Source organism: Nonomuraea sp. NPDC004702 (assembly GCF_053601695.1).
Genome location: NZ_JBSGCE010000120.1, coordinates 1 through 16,711 on the forward strand (window position 1 = coordinate 1; position 16,711 = coordinate 16,711).

The 16,711-nt window shown below is 67.9% G+C and carries 16 protein-coding genes and 4 pseudogenes; 5 read left to right on the plus strand and 15 right to left on the minus strand.

The window, feature by feature from the left end; translation table 11 throughout:
- The 3 genes and pseudogenes from ACWEJ6_RS51740 to ACWEJ6_RS51750 form a co-directional block, all read left to right on the plus strand.
- Positions 1 to 183: pseudogene (locus ACWEJ6_RS51740) on the plus strand (IS5-like element ISDge16 family transposase); the annotation flags it as partial.
- Positions 184 to 418: 235 nt separating this feature from the next.
- Positions 419 to 1,759 carry an NF041680 family putative transposase gene (locus tag ACWEJ6_RS51745; RefSeq protein ID WP_452432982.1) on the plus strand — a complete coding sequence of 447 codons (1,341 nt, stop codon included), beginning with the start codon at positions 419 to 421 and terminating at the stop codon, positions 1,757 to 1,759.
- Positions 1,760 to 1,811: 52 nt separating this feature from the next.
- The gene (locus tag ACWEJ6_RS51750) at positions 1,812 to 2,594 is read left to right on the plus strand and encodes a transposase family protein (RefSeq protein WP_452432984.1); all 783 of its coding nucleotides are present in this window, start codon (positions 1,812 to 1,814) and stop codon (positions 2,592 to 2,594) included.
- A 57-nt stretch (positions 2,595 to 2,651) separates the two neighbouring features.
- Here the strand turns inward: ACWEJ6_RS51750 and ACWEJ6_RS51755 are convergent, their stop codons facing one another.
- From ACWEJ6_RS51755 to ACWEJ6_RS51825, 15 genes and pseudogenes are all read right to left on the minus strand, one after another.
- On the minus strand, positions 2,652 to 4,274 hold the full coding sequence (locus ACWEJ6_RS51755; protein WP_452432985.1) for a hypothetical protein: 1,623 nt from the start codon (positions 4,272 to 4,274) through the stop codon (positions 2,652 to 2,654).
- The gene (locus tag ACWEJ6_RS51760) at positions 4,271 to 4,489 is read right to left on the minus strand and encodes a hypothetical protein (RefSeq protein WP_452432986.1); all 219 of its coding nucleotides are present in this window, start codon (positions 4,487 to 4,489) and stop codon (positions 4,271 to 4,273) included. Before ACWEJ6_RS51760 ends, ACWEJ6_RS51755 begins: the two co-directional genes overlap by 4 nt.
- A 235-nt stretch (positions 4,490 to 4,724) precedes the next feature.
- Entirely contained in the window at positions 4,725 to 5,822 is a 1,098-nt protein-coding gene (locus ACWEJ6_RS51765) for a glycosyltransferase family 4 protein (RefSeq protein WP_452432987.1), read from the minus strand.
- Positions 5,819 to 6,349 carry a dCTP deaminase gene (locus ACWEJ6_RS51770; RefSeq protein ID WP_452432989.1) on the minus strand — a complete coding sequence of 177 codons (531 nt, stop codon included), beginning with the start codon at positions 6,347 to 6,349 and terminating at the stop codon, positions 5,819 to 5,821. Before ACWEJ6_RS51770 ends, ACWEJ6_RS51765 begins: the two co-directional genes overlap by 4 nt.
- Positions 6,346 to 6,885, minus strand: a complete 540-nt coding sequence (gene dcd / locus ACWEJ6_RS51775; protein ID WP_452432990.1) for a dCTP deaminase — start codon at positions 6,883 to 6,885, stop codon at positions 6,346 to 6,348. Before dcd ends, ACWEJ6_RS51770 begins: the two co-directional genes overlap by 4 nt.
- Positions 6,882 to 8,123 (minus strand): metallophosphoesterase, encoded by a 1,242-nt coding sequence (locus ACWEJ6_RS51780; protein WP_452432992.1) that lies wholly within the window; start codon positions 8,121 to 8,123, stop codon positions 6,882 to 6,884. Before ACWEJ6_RS51780 ends, dcd begins: the two co-directional genes overlap by 4 nt.
- 3 nt (positions 8,124 to 8,126) lie before the next feature.
- The gene (locus ACWEJ6_RS51785; protein ID WP_452432993.1) at positions 8,127 to 9,449 is read right to left on the minus strand and encodes a hypothetical protein; all 1,323 of its coding nucleotides are present in this window, start codon (positions 9,447 to 9,449) and stop codon (positions 8,127 to 8,129) included.
- A gap of 154 nt (positions 9,450 to 9,603) precedes the next feature.
- Positions 9,604 to 9,972: an SAM-dependent methyltransferase gene (locus tag ACWEJ6_RS51790; RefSeq protein ID WP_452433003.1), complete on the minus strand. Its 369-nt coding sequence runs from the start codon at positions 9,970 to 9,972 to the stop codon at positions 9,604 to 9,606.
- Between the two features lie 55 nt (positions 9,973 to 10,027).
- Positions 10,028 to 10,294, minus strand: a pseudogene (locus tag ACWEJ6_RS51795) (SAM-dependent methyltransferase); the annotation flags it as partial.
- Between the two features lie 452 nt (positions 10,295 to 10,746).
- A complete protein-coding gene (locus tag ACWEJ6_RS51800) occupies positions 10,747 to 11,988 on the minus strand; it encodes a helix-turn-helix domain-containing protein (RefSeq protein ID WP_452432994.1) in 1,242 nt (413 codons plus the stop codon).
- 108 nt (positions 11,989 to 12,096) lie between these two features.
- Complete coding sequence (locus ACWEJ6_RS51805; protein WP_452432996.1) at positions 12,097 to 12,354, minus strand: integrase core domain-containing protein; 258 nt, start codon at positions 12,352 to 12,354, stop codon at positions 12,097 to 12,099.
- Positions 12,243 to 12,848, minus strand: coding sequence for an IS3 family transposase (locus ACWEJ6_RS51810; RefSeq protein ID WP_452433000.1), 606 nt, complete (start codon positions 12,846 to 12,848; stop codon positions 12,243 to 12,245). Before ACWEJ6_RS51810 ends, ACWEJ6_RS51805 begins: the two co-directional genes overlap by 112 nt.
- A gap of 151 nt (positions 12,849 to 12,999) precedes the next feature.
- A pseudogene (locus ACWEJ6_RS51815) lies at positions 13,000 to 13,723 on the minus strand (transposase); the annotation flags it as partial.
- A 456-nt stretch (positions 13,724 to 14,179) separates the two neighbouring features.
- Positions 14,180 to 15,328 (minus strand): methyltransferase domain-containing protein, encoded by a 1,149-nt coding sequence (locus ACWEJ6_RS51820; protein ID WP_452432997.1) that lies wholly within the window; start codon positions 15,326 to 15,328, stop codon positions 14,180 to 14,182.
- Entirely contained in the window at positions 15,328 to 15,471 is a 144-nt protein-coding gene (locus ACWEJ6_RS51825) for a hypothetical protein (RefSeq protein WP_452432998.1), read from the minus strand. Before ACWEJ6_RS51825 ends, ACWEJ6_RS51820 begins: the two co-directional genes overlap by 1 nt.
- Positions 15,472 to 15,685: 214 nt before the next feature.
- Here ACWEJ6_RS51825 and ACWEJ6_RS51830 point away from each other — a divergent pair, with 214 nt between their 5' ends.
- Positions 15,686 to 16,066: a recombinase family protein gene (locus ACWEJ6_RS51830; protein ID WP_452433002.1), complete on the plus strand. Its 381-nt coding sequence runs from the start codon at positions 15,686 to 15,688 to the stop codon at positions 16,064 to 16,066.
- 309 nt (positions 16,067 to 16,375) lie between these two features.
- Positions 16,376 to 16,711: pseudogene (locus tag ACWEJ6_RS51835) on the plus strand (IS701 family transposase); the annotation flags it as partial.

A 16,711-nucleotide genomic window follows, 5' to 3' on the forward strand; every position in this document is an offset into this window, starting at 1 on the left:
TCGAAGGGAGGCCGCCCACCCGCCTTCGACCCCACGATCTACCGGCTGCGCCATGCCGTGGAATGCGGCATCAACCTGCTCAAAGGCAACCGCGGCATGGCAACCCGCTACGACAAACTCGCCGTACGCTACGAAGCCGTCGTCATCATCGCCGCGATCAACCAGTGGCTCAATGCCTTATGAAACACGGCCTAAACTTGTTCTTTATCGTCCGGATTGTTGTGCTGAGCGGCGGGTTGATCGTTTCGCGGACAGCAAGACGGCCTTGAGTGATCATGTGCGGTGTCGAGTCGCTTGTGATCGCTACAAGGCCGTGAGGGTGAGTCTGCTGAACGATGCCGCCTGTGTCGAGTCCTCCAGGGTGTTGTCCCGATTCCGGAACGACGTCTACGCCTGACTCAAGGCGCGGGCTGATGCGTTGTTCGAGCTGGCCGACGCGCTGTTGTGCGAGCCGGGGCCGGTGCGCTCGCCGGTGGATTTGACCTTGTCGCCCGAGTACCGGCGCGGGCACGGCGCCTTGTACGGCGGGCTCAACCACGGGCGGATCGACGTGGAACAGCTGCGTGAGGTGCTGGCCAGGCTGCCGTTACCGCGCTGGCCGGACGGGCGGATCGTGCTGGCGGTGGATGTGTCCCCGTGGCCGCGTTCGGACGCCGCCCGCTCGGCCGAGCGGCTGTTTTGTCACGTGTATGGCCGGGCCAAGAGCGCCTCGCGGTTCATCCCGGGCTGGCCGTACTCGTTCGTGGCAGCGCTGGAGATGGGCCGCAGTTCGTGGACGGCGCCGCTGGATGTGGCGCGGCTGGGACCGGCCGATGACGCCACCGCCGTCACCGCCGCCCAACTGCGAGGGGTCATCGAGCGGCTGATCGCCGCCGGCCAGTGGAGCGGCGGCGATCCGGACGTGCTCATCGTGACCGACGCCGGCTACGACATCACCCGCCTGGCCTACGTCCTGCGTGACCTGCCCGTCGAACTGCTGGGCCGTATCCGTTCCGACCGGGTGCTGCGTCTGCCCGCCCCACCGCGACGCTATGACCCCAAGGGCGGCCGGCCGCCCAAGCACGGCGGCGAGTTCGCCTTGGCCGACCCCGCCACCTGGCCCGAGGCCGCGGTGACCACGGTCACCGACACCACCCACTACGGCAAGGCCGAGACCAGCGCCTGGGACAGGCTGCACCCCCGCCTCACCCACCGCGCGGCCTGGCTCGATCACGAGGGTGAGCTGCCCATCATCGAGGGCACCCTGATCCGGCTGAAGGTCGAGCACCTGCCCGGCGACCGTGACGCCCCACCGGTCTGGCTGTGGTCCTCCAAGACCGGCGCCACCGGCGCGGACGTGGACCGCTGGTGGCAGGCGTTCCCGCGCGGATTCGATCTGGAGCACACCTACCGCTTCTGGAAGCAGACCCTCGGCTGGACCCGGCCCAAGCCGCGCGCCGCCCAAGCCGCCGACCGCTGGACCTGGCTGCTGGTCATCGTTCACACCCAGCTGCGCCTGGCGCGCCGTCTGACCGAGGACCCCCGTCATCCGTGGGAGAAACCGGCCTGCCCGGGGCAGCTCACTCCCGCTCGGGTCCGGCGCGGGTTTCGGAACCCGCGTCCCGCACTCGCCCTACCGGCCAGTGCACCCAAACCCTCCAGACCCGGCCCCGGACGCCCACCCGGCATCCCCAACCGCCGGCCCGCACCCCGCTACGACGTCGGCAAGACCGTCAAACGCGGCGGCACCCTGGCAGCACTACAACAATCCGGACGATAAAGAACAAGCTAAAGGGTGTTGCAGAATGTAGTTGAGCGGGCATCTTCCGTGTATGGGTGGGGTGTTACGGGCTGATCCCTTGTGGGTGGAGACGTTCACTGGGCTGCGAATGGGCCAGTTCCAGCGATTGCTGCGGGTGGTGCGGGAGCGCGGCGGCGAGGGCCCCGGCAAAGGACGCGGCAGAGGGCGTCCTTGGTGTCTTGCTCTGCCGGAGCGGGTGCTACTGGTGGCCGTCTACTACCGCACCAATCTCACGATGCGGCAGTTGGCGCCGTTGTTCGGGATCTGCCCGGCCACCGTGTGCCGGATCATCCAGCGCCTGGGCCCGTTGCTGGCTCTACGCCCCGCACAGCGGCCGGCCGACGCTGCGGAGCGGCTGTGGATCGTGGACGGCACTCTGATCCCGGTGCGTGACCGCGGCGTCGGCGCTTCCAGCCGGAATTACCGGTTCTCCGCGAACGTGCGGGTCATCATCGATGCCGACACCCGGCTCGTGGTGGCGACAGGCCAACCGGCACCAGGCAACAAGGCCGACGCGCACGCATGGCGGGACTCCGGCCTGCCAGCCCTATGTGAGGGCGTCACGACCCCGGCCGACGGCGCCTACCTCAACACCGGCCTCGTCGTCCCGCACCGAAGACGGGCAGGAAGAGCTCTGCTACGGGCACAGGAGGACGACAACGCCGAACACCGGCGCGTCCGCGCTCGCATCGAGCACACCTTCGCCCGGATGAAGAACTACAAGATCTTGCGCGACTGCCGACAGAAGGGAACCGGTCTCCACCACGCCATCCAAGCCGTCGCACACATGCACAACCTCGCCCTCACGGCATGAGCACGATCGCCGCAGAACCGCCCTGACCTGCCCGCTCACGGATTTCTGCAACACCCTTTAGGCGCTCTGCGTGCGCGCTGCCAGCTCATGCAGCAGATGGGGGACGCGTCCGGGCTGGTACCGCATCGCGGAGATGAACGCGGTGACCGATGGCCGGCGGACCTCCTCCGGCGCTGCACGCTCGGCCGCCAGCAGCGCGTCGACGGCGCGGTCGCGGGCCCCGAAGGCGTCCCACGCGCGGGCGGTGTCGATGCAGTACCTCGCGTACCGTTCGGAGGTCGGCAATTGGCCAGGGTCCACCGTCCGCGCCACCGTCAGAGACTGGCCCGGGTCACCCAGGGCGTTGTGGATGCTGATCCGGTAGGCGGCCACCGTGGCGCCCGTGGGGATGCCGAGGGCGGGCGGCGACGCGCTGATCCGGCGGGCGGCGAGTTCGGCCTCGCTGACGAAGGTCTCGGCGTCATGGGGCTTGTCGGCCTGGGCGCTGGCGTAGGCGGCGGTGCAGAGCAGGTTGACGTAGCGGGCCAGCACGGTGGGGTCGGTCTGGCCGGTGCCGGCGTCCAGGCGGGCCGCGGTCTCGGCCAGCAGGGCGGTCGCGCTGGCGTGGCGTCCCTGCCGGCGCATGGCGATCGCCACCTCCCGGGCCGCGCCCGCGACGGCCAGCACGTCGCCGGAGGTGCGGGCGGCGCGCAGGGCGCGGTCGGCGGCGGCCCACGCCACGGCGTCGGTGTGGGCCTTGGTGGCCAGCATGGCGGCCAGGACGTAGGCGTCGGCGAGCAGCGCGTGCGCCTGGTCCCGGAGACGGCCGGTAGCGTCGACGGCGGTGGCCTCGGCGGCCTGGATGAGGGGCGGCAGCATGAGCGACACCGCGCCGTAGCTGGTGGCGGCGAGCGCCGCGCGGGCCCGTCCGAGCTGGGCGTTCAGGGTGGCCAGGCTGGTGGGCGCGGCCGTGCTGGGGTCGGTCAGGAACCGTTCCAGGCGTGCGGTGATGGTGTCGCTGACCGTTTCGGAGGCGGTGGCGCTCAACAGCGCGGGCGCCACGCTGGCGAGGAAGTGACGGCGCTTCACGTTGTGTTCCTCCCCTGCCGCTGAAGGATCCACCCTAATCGCTGGGTTCGCGGCAGCGGGTGGGAACGCGCGGACGGTGCGGGTGGGCGAGTTGCCGGGGGCTGGTTCTTCGGCCAGGCCCAGCCACTGGCAGGGGAGGGCCAGGACCTGGGCGAGGCGGCGCAGCGTGGCGATGTCGTGCAGGGGCTGCCGGCCGTGCCCGCCATCACCTACGTGGACCCGGTCGGCGGCGGCGAGGACGACCTGGCCTACACCCTGCTGTGCGCGCGAGCCGAGCCCGGCCTGGAGCGCATCATCATCTGCCTGCCCCCGGACGCGCTGCCCCTGGCCCGGCTGGACCGGGCGGCCCTGCTGGACGAACCCGCCCAGGACGCGCTGATGTGGGCCCGCGCGTCGGCTGGCGGCGACCGGTCGCTCGCGATCTGGCAAGGTGTCCTCGCCGCGCAGCACCACGACCGCAAACACCGCGGCGTGGTTCTCCAGCGACGGCGGCGACGGCCAGGGCGTGGTGGAGAAGATGTCGCCGGTGCGCCGCGGGCTGGAGACGGCCATCCAGTAGAACGGCGCCAGACAGTACACTACGACGAGCCCGGCACCCAAGGCCCTCTTCATGCCGTCCTCTTCCTTGATCGTGCGTCGGCGAGCAGGTCGGCGCCAAGCAGGCGGACGAAGACGAACACCACCACGGCCACGTATGAGATGAGCGCGATCCCGTAGGCGGCGGCCGAGCCGTACCTGAGCTGGGTGGCCTCGTCCCAGACCAGGGCCGACAGTGGCTCCACGGAGAGCTTGCCCCGGCCGATCATCACGAACGGCAGGTCGAACATGGCCAGCGCGCTGCCTGGCCCGGAGCAGTCGTCCCACAGGCGCCGCTGTCGAGTGTGGTGTCTGCGTCGCCGATCGCCCAAACGGCCCCAGGAACACCCGCTTTCGCACCCCATTTTCCAGTAGCTGGGTGATCGATTCGTGGGTGTCTGCCTTCGTCCCTTCCCTCGTCTGGACGAGTGCGTCGTGGCCAGCGTAGTGAGGACGCCTGGGCCCCGCTGACGTACTGTGATCGCGTCAGGCGATCTCCTGGCTAAGCCTGGCCAGCGCGCTCGCAGTGGCGGACAGAGGGAAGCGTGCGGCGTTGCGCAGGCCGGTCTCACGTACGTCATCGAGGATCGCCGGATCAGCTTGTAGCTCCTTGAGTACCCTGATCAGGGCTGAAGGGTCGCCCAGGTTGGTTCGGAGTGCTGAGTCGCCCAGGACCTCCTCCAGGCCGGGCACGGGCTGATAGAGCACCGGCAGCCCGCACGCCTGAGCCTCGATAGCGACCAGGCCAAACGCCTCCAGGGTGGTGGACGGCACGATGAGCAGGTCGTGATCGGCGAACGCCTCCCACAACCTTTTGCGGGGTAGCCAGCCCAGGTAGGTGTGGCGGTAGGCGGAACGATCTCCTCCGGCGTACTGCTCATATGGAGCGGCGACGGACAAGCGAATCTCGTCCATGTTGGCGAGCGAGGGCAGGACGCGATCGAGGCCCTTCTCTGCGGTGAGCCGTCCTGCGTAGAGCACGCGCAGAGGGCCTTGGTGGGGTTGGCGAGGCAGGGGCTTGGTGTTCAGCAGCCGATCAGGGATGCCCCAGGGAATGTGAACGATTTTGACCTTGCGAGCCTGCTCGTGCAGGTTGTAAAGCCGGTCGGCCATGGCGGTGGTGGGCACGACGATGGCGCGGCTTGCGGCCACGGTCTCTGCGAGCACACGACGCTGAGTGGGATGGTCGGTGGCGAACAACAGGTCCGTTCCGTGAACCAGGGCCAGGGTCGGGTGGCGTGGCAAAAGCCGGGTCAGGGCCGCGCTCGCGCCGAAGGCCAAGTGCTGCAGGTGGACCACCTCGATCCGAGCCGGGTCGATCACCTTGTTCAGCTCCTCGCGCAGCCGTTCGACGTATGCCCAGAACGGGTCGCCGTCCACGCACTTACCGGGAGCCCTCACTGTCCGGACGCCGGTTGGCAGGTGGCTGTGCGGCTCATTGGCGGCCAGCATGAAGACCTGGGCGTCGATCAGCGGGCTGGGGCCGGTATAGAGGTCGTAGAGCAGTTCGATGCTGCCGCCGGGGCTACCGGCCGGCATGTCGAGCGCGGTCAGGGTGAGCGCCTGCGCGATGGGGTCGATCATTGGGATCCGATCTCTTCATAGAGGCGGGAGATGTCGATGCCTGCCGAGCTGGTGTACTTGCGGCCGAGTTCCTGGTAGCTGCAGGGAGCACCGAAGGTTTGTGCGAAGATCAACTTGCCGAAGGTCATCCCACGGTAGACGCGTACGGGGCGGGCCACCCGGATCTCCAAAGTCCACCGGATGGCGTGCCCGGCGTGGCCGAGCGGCGCGGAGATGTGGACCCAGATGCCCAGTGTGCCGATGGAGCGGTCGCCGTTGAGAAGCTGGACGTATCGTTCAGAGGCGGTCCGTTCGAGGGTGTGGCCGAGGTAGAGCACGCCTGGCTGTAGCACGGTTCCCTCGTCCGGGATGGTGATCTCCGGGAATTCGCTGGGGGCGGCGGCGTCGAGCTCGTCCTCGCACACGCGCAGGTGCTCGCCAAGGCGCCAGTCATAGGCGTTGGGCGACAGGCGAGAGTGCTCGAAAGGCGCGATGATGATCTCGCCGGCGCTGATCGCGGCGGCGATCGCCCTGCTGGTGAGGATCACGTTGACGCCTCAACGCGCTGACGGCTGTCGTGCCAGAGCCGAGAGGGCTGCGGCCCATCTGACGCCTGGTACTTGCCGCGGTAGAGGTCAACGGGGCCAATGGACAAGACGAACATGATCTGGCCTATCTTCATCCCGGCATAGACGCGCAGCGACCGGACCGGCGAGAGCATCAGCGTCCACTGGCCGTAGAAGCCGATATCACCGATCGGTGCGGTGATCTCCACGAACAAGCCGAGGCGCCCTACCGAGGAGCGGCCGAACAGTAGCGGCACGAAGGCGTCGCTACCGACCTTCTCCTCGGTGTGGCCCAGGTACAGCTCGCCTGGCTGCAGCACGAAGCCGCCGGGCCCGATGTGGTGCTCCCGGGTCTCGTTGGGGCAGTAGGCGTCGAGGACGGGGCCGGTGTAGGTCCGCAGGGTGTCGCCCAGGCGAACGTTGTAGCTGTTCGGGTTAACCTGGCCGTCATCGAAGGGGTCGATGCGTAGACGACGGTCGGCAACGGCCGCAGTGATCTCCGGCCCGGTGAGGATCACGGGAGGTCTCCTTGTCGGTCGGCGGGTCTGACCATCAACCGCTGGATGATCTCAGCCAGTGGCCCCCGGTCAGTCGCGTGAGGGGTGTCCAGGAAGGTGGCGGCTACATAGCCAGTGGTGATGATCCGGCGCAGTCGGCGGGGCAGCGGGTCGGGCGCGATGATGATCGGGCCCATGCTCTCGGTGAGGACAGCCAGCAGCGCCCTGGGGTTGTCGGCGAACACGGCAGGTACGTCGGCGGCGACCAGGCGGTTGCTGAAGGGTTCGATGTGCAGCAGGTCACCCAAGGCCAGGTGCTCGCTCAAGTCAGTCGCTCGCAGGCTGGTCTGGTTCAGTACCACCGCATCCACCTCTGGCTCACGCAGCTCGGCGGCGACCGCCGTCAGCAGGCCGGCCAGGTTCACCGGCCCGTGCTGGAAGCGCGGAGCCAGGAAGCCGAGCGGGCTTTGCAGACGGCTACGGATCATGCCGATCTGCTGCATCACCTCGCTTAGCTGGCTGGGAATCTCGTCGGCCGGGGGGAAGTGGTTGACGCTGGCGCGCCAGTGCGAGGCTTCTGGCGTGGCGCTCGCATACCCGGCGCCCAACTCGAACCCCTTGACGATCACCGTGTCGCCGACCAGAACGGGTCGGTGGTGGTCGCTGTGGCAGTGCCCCGAGAAGAACACATCCACATGCGGGCACTCCTGAGCTAAGGCCATGTCGTGCTCGTAGCCGGAGTGGCTGAGCACGACCCACGCATCGGCTTGGTGCGCGATGGCGAGGTCGCGCAGGGCGGCGGCCGGATCGACGAAGCCGACGCCGGCGCGGTCGGCGGGCGGCAGGCAGTCGAATGCCTGCCGTCCGAGCACTGCGGTGATCGCGACGAGGCGTCCAGCTACGCGCGCCCACCGCAGGGGGCGAAATAGCGGCTGCCCTGCAGAGCCGACCAAATTTGCGCACACGGTGAGCGGGCGCAGGTCCGGCCGAAGGTGGAAGCGGAAGCCGTGGTTTCCCGGGGCGAGTACGTCATACAGGCGTGCCAGGATCCGCCGTTCCAGCGCGCCACCGGCCAGAAGGTAGTAGCCGCTGCCCTCGAAGAAGTCGCCGCAGTCAACCACCAGGGTCGTCGGCCGTACCCGGTGTAGATGCCCCAGCAACGGTAGTGGGTCCTCCAGCGCCGAATGCACATCGGTGGTGGCCAGGATCGCCTCCACCGAGCGCATGTCGGCGTGGGCAGTGATCTGGATACTCGCCATGGTTCAGTCCGCCCTGGTGGGTCCGGTGACGATGTCGGCACCCAGCGCGCGGAGCTTGCTCGGCAGGTCGGCGTGCCCGCGCCGGAGCTGTGCCAGTCCAGCCACCACTGTGGTGCCTTCGGCGCCGAGGCCGGCGAGGAGTAGGGCAGAGCCGGTACGGATATCGACGGCTTCCACCCGCGCGCCCCTCAGTTGCTGTGGGCCGCTCACTCGGCAGGCTGTGGCCGACTCCTCGATGATGTCGGCGCCCAGGCGGCGAAGCTGGGGCAGGAGGTTGCCGTGCCGCCCAGGGTTGATCTCGTCAGCGAAGCCATGGACGCCGGGCAGGGTCAAAGCCAAGGCCATGAGCGGTGGCTCGAAGTCCGCGTCGAGCCAGTCGGCGGCGGCCAGGGACGCCTGGGTCCCGAACGCGTTGATGGGTGTCCCGGTCAGCTGGACGTTCGCTGTCAACTCGACGCCGTCGTCGATCGGGTTCACCGGGAAGCCCACCTTGGTCAGCAGCTCGATCAGCGACCTCAGGTGGTCAGGGTTGACGCCAACGATGCGGCCGTGCCCCCCGGTGATGGCCAACGCGCACAGCAGCGTGGCGGCCTCGACCTTGTCGCCCGGCACCTGCCAGGTTGCCGCGCGGGCCACGCATGGCGTGAAGGTCAGCGTGCCATCCGGCTGGTAGGTAGCGTGGTGGCCGGAGTCAGTCAACGCCTGGATCAGTCCGGTCACCTCTGGCGACGGGCTGGGGTTACGCAGCACGAGAGGGCGGTGGCCCGCGACCGCGCGCAGCAACGCCACCACGGTTGTCCCGCGGCTGGGAAACGGCAATGTCAGCTCCACCGGTGTGGACAGTTGTGAGGCGGCGGGAGTGATCCGATAGCCATGATCGTTCGTCTCCACGGTGTCCCCGAAGGCCTTGTACACGTCAAAGTGAAGGTCCATACCGCGATCGCCGATGTTGCATCCTCCAGGCCATGGCAGCTCGGCCACGCCGTGGACGAGCAGGGCCGGCGGCAGGTAGTAGGAGGCGCGGATGCTGGCCGCTAACTCCCGATCGGGACGCGCTGCCAAGGCCGGCGCGGGGAAGACACGCCACGTGCTCGTCTTGCCGTGCGACGGCCCCCCCTCGTAGCCGGCGGCCTTGACGAGTGCGCACATCGCCCTGACGTCGCTGGAGTCCGGGAGATTCTCCAGGGTGACAGCCCGGCCTAGGACAGCGGCGGCAGCAACTAGAGGCAAGGCCGCGTTCTTTGACCCATCCACCGACACTGTTCCCGACAGGGTACGCCCGCCACGCACGGCGAGAACGTCGGAGGAGCCGTTCTGCTCTGTCATCTGTTTCCCTTCGTTCAAGAGTGGGCGAAGGGCGCTCGTGAGACAGGCCCGAAGGAACTGGCCCATCTCGCGAGCGCCGGCGAACTCATTGCGGTGTCGGTCTCTGCCTCGTAGGAGAAGCCGGGCCCATGCCTAGGGAGGGACGCTGCGGCGATCAGCCGCCGAACCCAGGGACGCAGCCGCGCTGGACGGTCTGGGAGGACCGCGAAGGTTTTGCCGGCCTCCTGTAGCTGCCAGCCGCTGCCGAGCATCGCCCGCGTCGGCTCCATGGTGCGCAGGCAGCAGTCGACGCCCGGGTGCTGCTGGTGTAGACGCTGGCATTCAAGACTTTCTTGTCCGGGTCGGGACCGTCTGCGAGGACATGGGGCAGCGCGAGCCAGGTCCCAGGCGCCAGCCGGTTTGCGAGCAGTTGTAGCGCGTAGGCGGCCTCGCCGTAGTCGGCGAGGTGCATCACTGCGGCGGCGGTGATGGCGGTGGGTTGGTGCGGGTCGATCAACTCGGCCAGCTCTTCGATGTTGAGCAAGGCGTCCCATGCTGCGGACGCCGTGAGCCCGGAAGTGGACCCAGGCGTGCGAGGCCACTTTCGAATCGTTGTCCTTGGCGACCACGCGCATCGCTGACGTGACACTCTTGGCGATCGCGAACACGTCCGGTGAGTCGGAGTATCCGCATCCCAGGTCGATGATCTGGCGGACGCCCCGCTGGCCGACCAGGTATTTGACCGCCCGGCGGATGAAGATCCGGTTGTACCGCATGACCTCCCCACGGGTGGGACGATTTCCCGGAGCGCCTTGGCGAGTTCCTCGTCGCGTCACAGGTGGTCTTTCCGCCCAGGGAACGGTCATAGACACGGCTCACAGTGGGTGGCGGCGCGACGAAGGGAGCGGACTCGGCGTGGCTGTGCGTCATCGGCGTGGACCTCGCGTCGCCAGGATCTGCAACGGCGTGAGCGCACTGCAGCCTGTCGAGCAGCCCCTAAGCCTGGTGGAGCCGCCCGCTCCCAAGAGGACGGTTGCTAGACGCTCGGCGCCATCCGCAGGGCCATCGATGGGATCCCACTTCCACGAAGATCCTTCGTACCGCCGGAACATTTCGGACCCGCGCGAGACTTCGCCGGTCTCGCCGATGGTCAGGATGCTGTAGCAGCGGTGCTCCCGCACGTGGTCGTCGCGTGTGCCGACACCGTGCCCAGCTAGTGCTACCCCCAGTTGACTCATAGCCACAGCAGGTGTCATGGCTCTGACGGTAGGGCGGCTACTGGCGAGTAATGGACAGAGAATCTGTCCCCTACTTTAGGTCAGGCCATAAGGCCAATCTGTTCCGCCAATTGATGCGCCTGTACGCGTAGGTACGATGGCCCGTCTTCTATTAGGTCAAGCGTCATCCGCTTGGCGAACCCGTTGTACTTGATCGTCTCCGGAGCAGTTTGCTGCGCGAGCTGCAGCGTGCCGAGCACCGCATCGAAATCGCGCCGAAGCTGGTGCGCCCGTGCCACCTCGATCAGGTGTCGGCCGCGACGGGGCCGGGAGGGAATCGGGACGCTCTCACTGTTGTCGGCCTGTCGCGCGGCCTCCCCGCCCTGGTGGAGCTCTACAGCGACCGTCACGGCATGGGCCCGCATGATCACGCGCGAGAACGACGTCCACGGCTGGTAGTAGTCGGCGGGCAGTCGATCGGCAACGCGCTGCGCGTCACTCCAATGCCCCCACGAAGCAGCGATCTCGCCGCTTCGCGCTGCGGTGTAGGCCAGCTCGAACGAGAGCGCCCCCCACATGGCCAGAAGATCTATGCTGGGATTCTCCATGTGCGGATGAATGGCCAGCATGCCCTCGGTGTTGATGTCGTGGGCCGCCTCGTAGTCCCCGTTGTCGCGGTGCGCCTGAGCGAGGAACCAGATGGCACAGGCCAGTGCCATGGGGTTTTCCGACTCCTGCGCGGCCATAAGCGCCCGATCAGCGACCCGCCAGAGAAGGTCGGCTGCTGGCTGATAGGCCACGAACATCTGCGTGAGGCCGTAGATCTCGGCCAGCATCGCCTTGGCGCGGCGCTGTTCGGCGCCCTTGTACGTGCCGGCTGCGTACTGGCCATCGCGCAGCAGGTCCGGCAGGATCTTCCCGAGCGCCGTCCGATGATCCGGCGAGATGTGTCGTGTCCGCCATGCCGAGTCCAGTCGTGCACGCAGGGCTTCCAGGGGCTGGGCCGAGCCCGCCGGCTGTAGGAGCAGACTGGAGTTGATGGCCCGCTTCACGGCTCCGAGGGCCGGGTGGCCTGGACCCGTGAACATTCGGACCGGCATGGACTGTTGTCCGGTCAGCTCCGCCAGGTCCTGGACGTGAAGGGCGTCAGAGAGCCGCAGTAGAAGCGACAGGGACGGCTCTGTCTGTAGCTGCCCGTACTCCACCTGCTTCAGCCAGGAAGCGGACTTGCCTACGAGGCCAGCCAGCGTCTCGCGGCTCATCCCTCGCCGCTGCCGCCACAGCCGGATTCTCTGTCCCACGGTTAATACCGTCGCGCCGGGATTGTTGGTACCGTTATCCATAAATCCCCACCCTTCCTGATGACCAGACATTCTCAGGCTATGGTGCAGGGCTCTATATACGCGAGGGGTTCTCACTCCTGTCCATCCCCTGGAAGTGTGGAGACTCGGTTATGCGGCGATGGTCTCCTGAGACCTCGCCTTGTTGGCTGTTCGCGCGGTCACGATCTGCCGCTCGTAGACGATCGGTGGTAGCCCGTCGGCGGCGCTGTGTGGGCGATGGATGTTGTAGAAGTCGGCGATCCAGATGGCGATCTTCAGGCGGGCTTCGGCCCGCGTGGCGAAGCGGCGCCGGTGGACGCATTCGACTTTGAGGGTGGAGTTGAACGACTCGGCGGCGTTGTCCAGGGCGCAGCCGACCCGGCCCATCGACTGCACGACGCCCAGTGCCGGCGTGCGGCCTGGAAGCGGGCGGCGCTGTATTCCTCGGGGTCAGTGTGGAAGATCATCCCTTCGACGGTCCCGCCGCAGGTGACCGCGGCCGTCTGCAGCGAGGCGATGGTCAGCGCCGCGTCGTGATGCTCGGACATGGCGTAGCCGAGTAGTCGGCAGGAGAACAAATCTTCGACCATGGCCAGGTAGAGCTTGCCCTCGTCGGTAGCCATCTCGGTGACGTCGCCGCACCACAGCACGTCCGGTGCCACCGCGGTGAAGTTCCTGCTGACCAGCTCAGGGGCGGCGGGCCGTTTGCCCTGACGGGTCAGCGACCGGCGTCTCCTGGCCGCCCGGCCGGCTAACCCGAGCTCGGCCATGCGCCCGGCGACGGTGTTCTCCGATACCCGCCACCCCGCCTCGTGCAGGTCACGGGTGATGCGCGGGCTGCCGTAGGTGCCGCCCGAGGCGGTGAACGTCGCCTCGATCACCGCCTCCAAGTCCGCGCGGTGCTGCCGCCGCGCCGTCGGCACCCGATCGCGCCACTTGTAGTACCAGGACTGCCAGACGCCCAAGGCCCGGCAGGTCAACGCGTGGGGCACACCATGATCGGTCTTGTGGGAGCTGATGAAGGCCGCCACGGGTCGACTCGCCGGCGGCTGCGCTAAGGCCGATGAAGACCGGTTTGCCTTCGGTTGTGATGCCCCAGGCGGCGAGGACCGGCTCGGCACGATGCCCGTCGTGCGTCTTGAAGTGCGAGACGTCCAGGAACAGGTAGTCCAGCTCGACGTTCGTCAGGTCGCGGCGGCACCAGGCGTCGTACTCGGCCACGATCGCCTGGCGGATGGTCGAAACCGTCGACTTCGACAGCGCCGCTTCGGGGTCGAGGGCATCGGCCAGTGCTCCTTCGACATCCCGTACGAACAGGCCGCGCACGAACGAGGCGATGACCAGAGTTTCCAGTGCGTTGGTGCGGGTTACCCCGGTGCCGAACAGGCGGGAGGCGAACGCCTCGGTGGCGCCACGCGGCTTCGGCCGGACGATGGTGACGGCTCCGGTGGTGGTCTTGACGGTGGTCGGGCAGTGCCCGTCGCGACATACGGACCGGACCGCGGCCTTTGCCGCTGCCGGTGACAGCGGCGGCGCGCTGGTAGCGGGCGTGGCCGAGGAACGCGTCCACCTCGGCCTCGATGGCGGTCTGGATGATCAGGCGGGCGCCGAGGCGGGCGACGTATTCCATGACCTCGACCAGATCCCGGCCTTCGGAGAACAGCGCGCCGATCTCGGCGCGGATGGCTTGAACGGGCGGTAGTGGCGCGTGCCACGAGCGTGAGTCCTTGCGTAGTGCGAACTTTGGACGGTTCAGCACGGCAACCTACGTTCGTTCACTTTTACACCACGTCTCGGAAGCGACCCTCACCGCGCTCGTCATTAAGGTGACACCATCCACGATGTGGGAGATCCGCAGAATGCTGGTCTTGACCCAGCGCGCGAACGGTCGTCCACCAGCTGGGTTGACTTCCTTCCACTCGCAAGCCGACACCGTCCTCGCCATCATCGCCGGGCACCACCAGGTGCATCAGGGCGCGGCCACCACCTCTCCCGAGCACGAACTGGGCACCCCAGACGATGGAGAACCTGGTGATGGACGTGGACGGCGCGGACTGCGGATGGGTTGTACCGGTGGCAGCTAAGGGCGGGGAGGCCATGCATGATGCGGCCCTCCGCGCCAACGCCGAGGACGAAGGCCAGTGAGCGCAGGAACGAGGAATGGTCCTGCTTGGGCTCGAACCAAGGCGGCATCGTGGGAGTGACGTAACCGTCAGATGGTGTTGTCGGGCGTGTGCAGCCACACGCTGGTACTGTCCCTGTCAACGGTGACGCCGAACTCGCGCCAATCAGGCTCGCCCCAGGCCACCCATCGGGCGTACGCCTGGAGCACCTCGTCCCACACCGGCCGGTCGCCCACCTGGTGGACGTAGTGCGCGGTGCGGCCGGGACGCCATGTGATGCCCGCCCACTGGCGTGGCTCGTCAGGGTCCGACACCCACATGCGCAACCATTCTCCGTCGTCGTCGGTGCCGCGCCTGCTGTGGGAGTGCAGGCCGGTCTGGGCAGCGATGGCCAGGTCCGCACCCGCGGACAGGTCGTCCAGGGCGCGAGGGTCGAGCGCCGTCCAGTAGCGCCGCCGCTCCGCCTCGCGCTCGGGCTGCTCATCCGGGCGCATCCGCTGGGCGCGCATCATCATGTACGCGGCGCCGCCGACCACCCGGCCGCGGGCGCGGCCGTCCTCCTGAACCTCCAGGCGCAGGAGATGACTGGCGCCAAAACCTGGATGCCACGGCAGCACGATCACACCACCGGGCCGGCACTGCTCAACCCACGCGTACGGAATGTCGCGGATACCGCACGTGACGTGCACCCGGTCGTACGGTGCCCACTTGGGGCAGCCACCCGCGCCGTCACCAACGACCAGATGCGGCCGCACCCCGGCCGCGGCGAGATTCTTGGCGGCCTGTACAGCGACCGACGCGTCCACGTCGATTGAGACGACGTTCCGCGCCCCGGCCAGATGCGACAGGAGCGCGGCGGTGTACCCGGTGCCAGTGCCGATCTCCAGCACGCTGCAGCCAGGCTCCACCGCCAGGTGCTTGAGCAGGCTGGCGACGGTGCCAGGCTGGGACGCCGACGAAGTGTAGTCGCCCTCCAGTCCGATCAGAGGGCTATTGCCGTCATCGAGCTGCGTGACCACGTAGTGGTCGCCGTACACGGCTTCGTACCAAGCACCAGGGTCGGCTTGTCGGTCGATCAGACGCCTGGTGCCTTCCACGGGCTCGATCAAGCCCACGTCGGGGATGAACTGGTGGCGGGGCACGGCGCGGACGGCTCGCTCGATGGACTGGCTGATCTCGTCCCGGCCGTCGAGGTCGAGGGCGGCGATCAGCCGGTCCAGGTGCGTGGACAGGTCCACTACTTGTCGTCCTGGTCCTTGTCTTTGCTGTGCGTGCCCCCTGGAGACTGTGGCAGTCCATCTCCGGTGCTGCCTGCTTTGCCGCTGTCTTCGTCATCGTTGTAGGGACGGTCGGTTCTTCCCTTGCCGCCATGCTTGGCCACTTGGGCTCCCTTGCTCACGACCCTCACTTAGAGTAAGTGTATAAGTACGAGGCGATAGCTGGTAACGGTCGACAATTGTCACCAACAGGCGCAACGCCCTACCCATAACGGCAGCCTCGCCGACGCCGCGAGGCGCCCTGCGGCTCGCCTCCAGCTCCCGCAACCGCTCCAGCCGGGCCTTCGACTTCTGCCTCTGCTTGCCACCGGCGCCCTGATCAGTTACGCCCGCGTCTCCACCGCTGGGCAGCTGCTGGACCGGCAACTGGCCGCCCTGACCGAGGCGGGCTGCCTGCGGATCTTCGCCGACAAGAAATCCGGCAAGAACGTCGAACGCGACGAACTCTGGAAAGCTCTGGACTACCTACGCGCCGGCGACACCCTCGTGGTGCCCTCGCTCGACCGGCTCGGCCGCTCCCTCCAAGACCTCATCACGATCATGGCCGGGCTGCGCAAGCGCAGCATCGGCTTCCGCTCGCTGCACGAGGCGCTCGACACCACCACCCCGGGCGGCCGGGACGCGGGCGCCGGTGCTCGCGGTCGGGGAGGCGCGCTCGGCTTGTGGTCCGCGCTGGGCGAGGTGGTCCGCGGACCATGACCCGGATGTGCTGGTCTCACGAGATCTCTAACGTGCTGGGGGCGCTCCCGAAGCCGGCGCGCCCGGGCGCCAAGTAGGCCCTAGTACTACAGCAAGGCTTTGTGATGTAGTCTGGAGGCATGCTCGATGAGTTAACCGCTGATGATCTCCGATCGTGGGTGTCAGGATTGGACGCGCTGTTCGGGCGAGTAGCGGGCCGGTTCGTATCCCCGGCCGCCTCGGCCAGCTGCCAGCTGTTCTTCCGCTCGATCGGCGCCAGCAATCCCATCACGTAGGCACGCGCCTGCCTACGCGGTTCCACTCGCCACGGCCCCGGATCGCATGCAGCGCCTGTTGAACAGCGCCCGCTGGAACCCCCGCGAGGTGCGCGCTGACCTGCGCGGATACGTGATGGACCATCTCGGCCACCGCGATGGCGTGCTGATTGTGGATGAGAGCGGGTTCCCGAAGAAGGGCGACAAGTCGGCCGGGGTGCAGCGCCAGTACTCCGGCACCGCGGGCCGGGTGGAGAACTGCCAGCTGGGCGTGTTCCTGGCCTACGCCTCCCCGATGGGGCGGGCGCTGATCGACGCCGAACTGTATCTGCCCAAGTCCTGGACCGATGATCGCGCGCGGTGCGCGGCGGCGGGCATCGGCGAAGACGTG

Excerpts from the sequence above, each read along its gene's own strand:
- ACWEJ6_RS51750 (WP_452432984.1), top strand. The coding sequence starts at position 1,812 with ATGGGTGGGGTGTTACGGGCTGATCCCTTGTGGGTGGAGACGTTCACT.
- ACWEJ6_RS51755 (WP_452432985.1), bottom strand. The coding sequence starts at position 4,274 with ATGAAGAGGGCCTTGGGTGCCGGGCTCGTCGTAGTGTACTGTCTGGCG.
- ACWEJ6_RS51760 (WP_452432986.1), bottom strand. The coding sequence starts at position 4,489 with ATGTTCGACCTGCCGTTCGTGATGATCGGCCGGGGCAAGCTCTCCGTG.
- ACWEJ6_RS51765 (WP_452432987.1), bottom strand. The coding sequence starts at position 5,822 with ATGATCGACCCCATCGCGCAGGCGCTCACCCTGACCGCGCTCGACATG.
- ACWEJ6_RS51780 (WP_452432992.1), bottom strand. The coding sequence starts at position 8,123 with ATGGCGAGTATCCAGATCACTGCCCACGCCGACATGCGCTCGGTGGAG.
- ACWEJ6_RS51785 (WP_452432993.1), bottom strand. The coding sequence starts at position 9,449 with ATGACAGAGCAGAACGGCTCCTCCGACGTTCTCGCCGTGCGTGGCGGG.
- ACWEJ6_RS51800 (WP_452432994.1), bottom strand. The coding sequence starts at position 11,988 with ATGGATAACGGTACCAACAATCCCGGCGCGACGGTATTAACCGTGGGA.
- ACWEJ6_RS51805 (WP_452432996.1), bottom strand. The coding sequence starts at position 12,354 with ATGGGCCGGGTCGGCTGCGCCCTGGACAACGCCGCCGAGTCGTTCAAC.